The sequence below is a fragment of the Frankia sp. CcWB2 genome (assembly GCF_977927585.1).
Map to the genome: position 1 here is coordinate 10,099 of NZ_CDWRCM010000082.1, position 8,147 is coordinate 18,245.

An 8,147-nucleotide genomic window follows, 5' to 3' on the forward strand; every position below is an offset into this window, starting at 1 on the left:
TCGTTCCGGAGAGCACCTGCAACGCCCCGGGCACGACGGGCACCGGGATCCAGGTGCCGTCGGGCTGTTGCGCCTGGAGCCCGGAGTACCCGCCGTGCTGGTGCAGGACGGTCACCGCCGAGCCGTCGGCGTGCTCCAGCAGGAGAAGCTTCTCCTCCTCGGAGGCCGTGTCCGGGTAGGTCCAGGTCGGGTAGTCGTTGACGAGCAGGTTGAGGTGGTACGGCTCGTCCTGCGGGAAACTGCCGGCGGGTAGTCCGAGCAGCCGCTCGTACAGGCCGAGCACCCGCCGGGCCAGCGCCGCGGCCGCCTCGGCGTAGGCGACGGTGACCCCGCGCAGGTCGGGGTCCTGCGGCGGCCAGACGTTGGCGTGTTGGTAGAGCCCGAGCCACCGCTTCGACACACCCGCCGCGGCAGCGTCGGCCGGGTTGTCGAACTGGCCCACGGAGTACCGTTCGATTTCCAGGCGGCCGAAGTCGTCAGGCCACTGCCGCCAGCCCCGGAAGGGGTGTCCGGTGGGGCTGGCCAGCTTCGCCTTCTCCGCCCGCGGCAGACGCAGGATCCGCTCGACCCGACGCTGGAAGTCCTCGATCAGCTCCAGCGGAACGCCGTGGTTGACAATCTGGATCAGGCCGATCCGCTCGGCCGCCGCGCGCACGCGCCGCAGCAGGTCCGCGGGCGCGTCCTCGGCGAGGGCCACTTCCAGGTCGATGACGGGAATCTCGTCGGTCATGGCAGGGGGTCCTCTCCGGTTTCTCCGACATCAGACATTCTCCTTCTCCGCCATCGCCCCGGTGCCCGCCGCCGGCAGTGGCGGGAGCACAGGCAGATCAGCGGCGTCGAGATGGCAGTGCACGGTGTGGGATGCCGTCATGGCGGCCCCGTCGAGCAGTCGGACGGGAGGGACAACGGAGTCGCAGAGCCCCTCCACCCGGCTGGGGCAACTCCCGGCGAAGCCGCAGCCCACGGCCGCGGGGAGGGTGGGCCGGGTCTTCCCGAGCCGCCCAGCCCACCCGGCCCGCTCAGCCCACCCGGCCCGCCCGGGCGGTGCCGGATCCACCGGTGCGGTCAGCGTGTGGGTGGCGGTCAGCGTGTGGGTGTAGGGATGATGCGGTCCGGCCAGTACCGCGGCGGCCGGGCCGACCTCCACGATCCGGCCCCGGTGCAGGACGGCGACCCGGTCGGCGAGGTAGCCGACGACGGCCAGGTCGTGCGAGACGAACAGGTAGGACACGCCGTCGGCGTCCCGGGTGGTGGCGAGCAGCTCGAGCACCGCGGCCTGGACGCTGACGTCAAGCGCGGACACCGGCTCGTCGCAGACGATCAGCTTGCGATCGCCCGCGAGGGCCCGGCCGATCGCGACGCGTTGCTTCTGACCGCCCGACAGCCTCGGCGTCATCACCGGCAGCAGCCGGGAGCCGAGCTCGACGCGTCCGGCAAGGTCGGCGACCGTGCCCTCGCCGCGCAGGGTCACCAGTGCCCGGCGCAGCACCGTGGCGACGGTGTGCCGGGGATTGAGGGTGGTATCGGGGTCCTGGAAGACCATCTGCACGCGTCGGCGGTTGTCCGCGCGGCGGCGGAACAGCGATGCCGGTAGCGGCCGGCCAGCGAGCCGGATCTCGCCGGGTCCGTCCGGGCCCAGGCCCGCCACGGCTCGGGCAAGGGTCGTCTTCCCGCTGCCGGACTCCCCGACAAAGCCGAGTACCTCCCCGTGGCCGATGTCGAGGTCGATACCGGTGAGCACGGGTGTCCGGCCATAGCTGCGGGACAGCCCCCGCACGGTCAGCAGCCCCGGCCGGGCCTCCCGCGGGGCCACGCCGACGACCTGTTCGGGACGGCGCAGCAGTCCGACGCGGTCGCCGTGATGGCAGCGCACCGTGTGCCCATCGTGCCCGCCGGGTCCGTCCGGGGAGTCGGCGACGGGGGCAAGCGGCGGCTCGGACGCACGGCACACCTCGTCGGCGAGCGCACACCGGTCGACGAAGATGCAGCCCACCGGCCGGTCGGTCGGCGACGGCGGCTGCCCGGGCACCGCCGGTATCCTGCGTTCCCGCCTGCTCATCCCCACCCGCGGGACGGCGGCGACGAGGGCGGCGGTGTAGGGGTGGCCAGGCGCGGTGAGCAGGTCGGCCGCCGTGCCCTGTTCGACCAGGCGGCCCGCGTACAGTACGCCCACCCGGTCACAGGTACGCGCCACCAGTTCAAGATCATGACTGACAAGCATGACGGCGGCGTCGATCCGGCGCCGCAGCGCCTGGATCAGGTCGAGGACCTCCCGCTCGACGGCGGCGTCAAGGCCGGTGGTCGGCTCGTCGAGGACGAGCAGGCGGGGGCTGCCGGCGAGGGCCGCGGCGATGCCGACCCGCTGCTGCTGGCCCCCGGAGAGTTCGTGCGGCCAGCGTCGCGCGATCGTCGCGGGCTCGGGCAGCCGCACCGCGCCGAGCAGCTCGACGGCCCGCGCCCGGGCCTCGGCCCGGGACAGCCCCCCCCAGCCGGCAGGCCTCCGCCACCTGCGCGCCGACCCGCACGGTGGGGTCCAGGCTGCTGCTCGTGCCCTGGTGGACCATGGCGAAGGCGTCGGCCCGCCACCGCCGGTGCTCCCGGGCGGACAGGGCCCGCACGTCGACCCCGTCGAGCACGATGCGGCCGGCGTCGATGGCACCCCCGCCGGGCAGCACGCCCGCGAGCGCCGCGGCCAGCGTGCTCTTGCCGCACCCCGACTCTCCGACCAGGCCGTAGGTCTCACCGGGTCGGACCCGCAGGCTGACGCCGTCGACGGCGACGGCCGGTCCGCCGGACGACGGGTAGCTCACCGTCAGTCCTTCGACGACAAGCCCCCCGGCGGCCACGGCCTCGCCCACCACCGCGTCGCCCACCACCCCGTCGCCCACCACCCCGTCGCCCACCACCGCGCGGCCTGTTCCCGCAGGTTGTCGGCGATCAGCGCGACACTGATGACGAGACTTCCGACGGCGAGCGCCGGGAACAGCACCGTCCACCAGCCCTGCTGGAGGAAGACCCGGTTGTCGGCCACGGAGGCCCCCCACTCCGGGGATCCCGGTGGCTGGCCGAGTCCGAGAAAGGACAGGGTCGAGGCGGCGAAGACCGCGTCGCCCAGCCTCGACCAGCACGGTTCCGGTCACGTTGGGCAGCACCTCCCGCCACAGCAGCGACCAGAACGGCTCGCCACGCAGCCGGACGGCCTCGACATAGGGCTTCTCCCGCTCGACCAGCACGGCCGCCCGCACGCTGCGGGTCACGATCGGGACGAAGAACGTTCCGATGACCAGGACGAGGGTGGTCGTCGAGCGGCCCACAAGTGCCACCACCACCACCACGGCCGCGACCAGATTCGGGAAGACAGCGAGCACATCGACGACCCGCATCACGATCTCGTCGAACAGGCCGCGCCGCGCGCCGCATACGAGCCCGAGCAGGCTTCCGACCGCCACCCCGAGCGCGGTCGCCAGCGGAGCGACCTCGAGCACCGGGCGGGCTCCTGCCATCACCCGCGACAGCACGTCCCGGCCGAACTGGTCGGTGCCGAACAGGTGCCCGCCGCCCGGCCCCAGCATCCGCTGGGACGGATGCTGGGCCATCGGATCCGCCGGCGCCAGCTGCGGCCAGAACACCGCGACGACGACCCAGCCGACCAGCAGGAACGCGCCGACCACGAAGCCAGCCCGGAAGCCAGCCCGGGAGCCGACTGTGACGCTCGCCGCGGAATCCACCGCGGTGTCGTTCACCGCGCCCCCTCCCCACCCGTACGCGCGGATCGAGCAGCGCGTACACCAGGTCTGCGACGACGTAGATGCCCATCCCCACCGCGCCGAGCACGATCGCGCCGGCCTGCAGGGTCGGCACGTCCTTACTGGTCGCCGACGACAGCAGCAGGTCGCCGATGCCCTGGTAGCCGAACAGCAGCTCGACGGTCACCAGTCCCGCGAGCAGGAACTGCAGCTGCACGGCGAGCGCGCTCGTCGCCGGCACCAGCGAGTTGCGCAGCACGTGCCCGCGCACGAGCTGCGCCTCGGACATGCCACGCACCCGCATTGCCCGGATGAACGGGCTGGCGAGGACCGCGACCGTGCTCGCCCGCACGTGCCTGGCGACATAGCCGGTGCACAGCAGGACCAGGCAGACTGCGGGCAGCAGCAGATGCCGGATCAAGGTCAGCGGACCGGCCCCCGGCGGTGCCTGCGCCGACGAGGGCAGCCAGTGCAGCTTCACGCTGAAGAGGACCAGCAACACGACGCCGGTGACGAACTCGGGAACGGCACCGAGGCTCAGGCCTGTGACGCTGAGGATCCGGTCGGTCAGCCGCCCCTCGCGCAATCCCGCCGCAAGGCCGAGCGCCAGCGCGACAGGGACCAGCAGGACGAAGGCGAGCAGGGCAAGCGTCGCGCTGTCGAGCAGACGCTCGATCACTAGCGGGCGGACGTCGACTCCGAGCGTGTAGGAGCGCCCCCAGTCACCGGTGGCGAACCCACCCAACCAGTGCAGGTAGCGGGGCACCAGCGGCTCGTCGAGACGCAACTGGTGGCGCAGCGCGTCCACCGACGCCTGGCTGGCCTCCCGGCCCAACACGACGCGCGCCACGTCGCCGGGGATCAGTTCGGTGGCGATGAACACCAGGAAGCTGACCGCCAGCATGGTGACGGGGATCGTCGCCAGCCGCCGGGCCAGGAAACGCACCATGCCGGATCAGGCCCGGCTCACGGTTGTCAGGTCGAGGAAGGCCGACGGGTGGGCGCGTAGCCCCCTGACCCGGTCGGACCGGTAGGCCCGGACGGCCCCGGACCACACGGTGATGATGACCGGCACGTCCTCGTGAAGGGCCCGCGCGATGATCTCGGCCTGCTTCTTCCGCTCGGCGGGGTCGGTCGCGGCGTCGTAGGCGTCGGCCGCGGCGTCCAGGGCGGGGTTGGCGTACTTCGAACCGTTCCAGACCGCGTGGCTCTTCACCATCGGGATGATGAACTGGCTTGGCGTCGGGCGGCCCACCCAGCCGACGAGGTTCGCGGTGGTGAACAGCCAGGGGGTGTCGGTCTCCTGGTTGCCGCCGTAGAACGCATCGGAGGTCTGCTGGTCGAGATCGACCGTGATCCCCACCTGCTTGAGCTGGTCCTGGATGACCAGCGCGTAGGCCTTGTTCGGGACGCCGAAACTGAGAGTGAACCGCAGGTTCTCGACCCCCGCGGCGGACAGCAGCGACCGGGCCTTCGCCGCGTCCTTCGCGCGTTGCGCGAGGTCCTTCGGGGCGGCCGCGAACGCGGGCGCGAGAAGGTGGTCGTTGCCGAGGACGCCGACCCCGTTGTAGACGGAGGCGAGGACACCCGGCCGGTCCAACGCGTAGGCGATGGCCTGCCGGACCTCCTTCTTCGTGAACGGTGGCTTGTCGACGCGCAGGGTGAACGCGGTCAGGCTGGTACCGCTGACCTTGTCGACGGCGATGGAGTTGCTTCCGGCGATCGGGACGACGAGGTCGGCCTCGGACAGGATCTGCGCGTCGATGGCGCCGCTCTGCAATGCCAGCAGGTCGGCCTGGGCGTCCTTGTGGAAGGTCACCTTGACGCCGTCGAGGTAGGGCTTGCCGGCGTCCCGGTACTTCGGGTTGCGGCGCAGCGAGGCTCCCTGGCCGACGTCGTAGGAGTCGAGCCGGAACGGCCCGGTGCCGATCGCCTTCGTGGCGAACGTGCCGACCTTGTAGTCGCTCTTGAGCACGACCGCGTTGTAGTTGCCCGCGGAGACCAGGTAAGGGAAGTCGGAGAACGGCCGCTCGAGGTGGAAAACCACCGTGTCCGCCCCCGACACCGCCACGCCGCCGGCCTTGAGGACTGACGCGAAGGCGGACAGGGCGGCGGACTTGTTCGCCGGGTCCAGCAGCCGGTCGAACGACGCCTTCACGGTCGGCGCGTCCAGCGGGGTGCCGTCGGAGAAGAGCACGCCCTTGCGCAACGTGAACGACCAGGTGCGTCCCGCGTCGGACGACGTCCACCCGGTCGCGAGCTGAGGGCGGAGCTGGAAGTCCGGATCGAGCCAGATCAGGTACTCGGCGACGAGCTGGACCAGCGCGATCACGGTGCCGTCGTACATGGTCACCGGGTCCAGCGCGGTGGGCGGCGTCGGAGCCCCCAGGATGATCAGGCCGCTGCGCCGGCCTCCCGCGGCGCCCGACGCGCCGGCCGCGCCCGTGTCCGCGCTGGATCCGGAGCTGCCGCAGGCCGCGAGGAACGCGGCGATGCCGCCCGCACGGGATGCTCGGCGGCGGAGGACGTCCGATTCCCGGCGATGTCGATCGGGGAAGTCGGAAATGACGACATGGATATGGATCCTTTGCGTGATGAACGAGGAGGAGGAAGAGGAAGAGGAGGAAGAGGAAGAGGAGGACGGGCGTCGCACCGCGATGGTCGCGACGTGGAAGTGTGAAGTGTGGGTCAGCGCCCGATCACCCGAACGACACGTGCCCGTCCAGAAAATCGGCGATCGGATCCGACACCCGACCCCGGCAATTATCCGGGAGAAGGACCGTCAAAATCTGGAGGAAATTTTCGGAAACAATGTTGACCGCTAAATCCACGCGACGTGCGGCCAGCTCGTTCTCCCCGTCAGCGACAACACAGGGAGCTTGCGACGCGGCGGAGGTCGAGATACCTCCGGGCAACAAATGCCCACTTCAACATCACACTCTGACCATAGCCGAGGGTCGGGCACAGCGCAATGACACGCACCCATACAACCTTGAGTACATGAGCGATATACGTTCCGTATGCCATACGGAATGGAGTTGCTGGACGACAGCCGTCCACGTTGCTCACGATCTGCTGGCTTACGCCGGGCAGCTAGCGGCCCGGCCCACCCACGCCTACCTGCCCTTCGATCTGACCGTTCCCCCGGACACGCCACCGCGCGAGGTGCTCCAGGTCATCACCGCATGCGGTGGACTGCTCAGCAGCGCGCTGGCCACCGCCGACCCCGCAACGCAGGCCTGGCATTGGGGGCCATGCGATCCCGAGGGCTTCGCGGCGATGGGCGTCGCCGAAACCCTCCTCCATACCTGGGACATCGCCGCGGGGCTGACGGTCTCTTGGCGGTTCCCATCGCTCCTGGGCATACGGGTGCTTCGCCGTCTGTTCCCCGATGCACCGGACGGAGACCCGGCTCAGGTGCTGCTGTGGTGCACCGGCCGGAGTGAGCTCGACGGCCGGCCTCGACGCACTTCTTGGAGGTGGGAGGCGACCACCAGGGCACGGCCATTCCAGCAGCCCGCTCCACAGGTCTGACCCGGTTCAGCGTCCTGTGAGCGGTCCACCGGCCTGCCCGCGAGGTGGGCGGATCCGCTCCACTCGGCCAACGGTTTCCGGCGGACCGATATCATCGACCGTTCCCAGGATACCCTCGAACCCGCCCGTCCCGCCTTCGCCGCGTTCCGGGACCTCCCGGTGGCCCGGCAGAACCACTTCCCGTTCGACTCGCTCGAGGATTTCATCGAGAACGGTTCCGCGCTCGCCGGGTCCGCCGAGCAGGTAACCGAGAAACTACTCGACCTCCACCGGCTGTTCGGCAACCAGGTGCTCGGTGTCGGGGTGGAGGGTTTCTTCTTCGCCTGTCGCCGACGGTCGGCGGGCGCCGGCCCTGGGATCCGGGTCGGCATACGGCGGCCGTGCACGGCGGCCGTGAGTACGGATCAGCGTGCGGCAGTGGTGAACACCCGGTCCTCGCCGTCGGACGTGTCGCACACCCCGGCGACCGCTCCGACCGCCGGAATGGCGGCGATGACGGCTTCCAGCAAGGTGCGGGCGGTGGCGAGGTCATCGATGGCCGTGGCGATCCGGTCCCGTTCCCGCTGGAGGTGGGGCAGCAGCTCGGCCGCTCGGATGCCCTGACCTGGACGCTACGTCTTCAGGCAACCCGTCCACGACACGGAGACATCACGACCCTCCATAATCGGCACCCATGTCGACTCTTCAGACATCGACGCTTAAGATAACCTAATGCCTGATCTCGGGGACTACATAGGCATCACCTCAGGAGCTGCCGACCGCCAATGGGCCCGGGTGCTGGCCCGCATGCCGCGCTCATCCGAGGTGAAAGCTCGCCAGGAGACGTTCACTCCCGTCGAGACGCTTCTCTGCCTAGTACTCCAACCC

6 protein-coding genes and 2 pseudogenes are annotated in these 8,147 nt (G+C 70.6%); 3 read left to right on the forward strand and 5 right to left on the reverse strand.

What is annotated here, in order from left to right; genetic code table 11:
- The 5 genes and pseudogenes from ACY45C_RS10800 to ACY45C_RS10820 form a co-directional block, all read right to left on the reverse strand.
- On the reverse strand, nucleotides 1-730 hold a 730-nt coding region (locus ACY45C_RS10800; RefSeq protein WP_462187485.1), incomplete at its 3' end, for a 2-oxoglutarate and iron-dependent oxygenase domain-containing protein.
- Between the two features lie 30 nt (nucleotides 731-760).
- Nucleotides 761-2,194 (reverse strand): ABC transporter ATP-binding protein, encoded by a 1,434-nt coding sequence (locus ACY45C_RS10805; RefSeq protein WP_462187490.1) that lies wholly within the window; start codon nucleotides 2,192-2,194, stop codon nucleotides 761-763.
- Between the two features lie 13 nt (nucleotides 2,195-2,207).
- A pseudogene (locus ACY45C_RS10810) lies at nucleotides 2,208-3,596 on the reverse strand (ATP-binding cassette domain-containing protein); the annotation flags it as partial.
- Nucleotides 3,597-3,819: 223 nt separating this feature from the next.
- A pseudogene (locus ACY45C_RS10815) lies at nucleotides 3,820-4,695 on the reverse strand (ABC transporter permease); the annotation flags it as partial.
- Between the two features lie 6 nt (nucleotides 4,696-4,701).
- Nucleotides 4,702-6,093, reverse strand: coding sequence for an ABC transporter substrate-binding protein (locus ACY45C_RS10820; RefSeq protein WP_462187491.1), 1,392 nt, complete (start codon nucleotides 6,091-6,093; stop codon nucleotides 4,702-4,704).
- A 244-nt stretch (nucleotides 6,094-6,337) separates the two neighbouring features.
- Between ACY45C_RS10820 and ACY45C_RS10825 the strand changes: the two genes are divergently transcribed.
- From ACY45C_RS10825 to ACY45C_RS10835, 3 genes are all read left to right on the forward strand, one after another.
- Nucleotides 6,338-6,571: a hypothetical protein gene (locus tag ACY45C_RS10825; RefSeq protein WP_462187486.1), complete on the forward strand. Its 234-nt coding sequence runs from the start codon at nucleotides 6,338-6,340 to the stop codon at nucleotides 6,569-6,571.
- Between the two features lie 175 nt (nucleotides 6,572-6,746).
- Entirely contained in the window at nucleotides 6,747-7,280 is a 534-nt protein-coding gene (locus ACY45C_RS10830; RefSeq protein ID WP_462187487.1) for a hypothetical protein, read from the forward strand.
- A gap of 159 nt (nucleotides 7,281-7,439) precedes the next feature.
- On the forward strand, nucleotides 7,440-7,883 hold the full coding sequence (locus ACY45C_RS10835; RefSeq protein WP_462187488.1) for a hypothetical protein: 444 nt from the start codon (nucleotides 7,440-7,442) through the stop codon (nucleotides 7,881-7,883).
- Nucleotides 7,884-8,147 lie beyond the last annotated feature (264 nt).

Bases quoted from the DNA above. Each gene is read 5' to 3' on its own strand.
- ACY45C_RS10820 (WP_462187491.1), bottom strand. From the start codon at position 6,093: ATGTACGACGGCACCGTGATCGCGCTGGTCCAGCTCGTCGCCGAGTAC.
- ACY45C_RS10830 (WP_462187487.1), top strand. From the start codon at position 6,747: ATGAGCGATATACGTTCCGTATGCCATACGGAATGGAGTTGCTGGACG.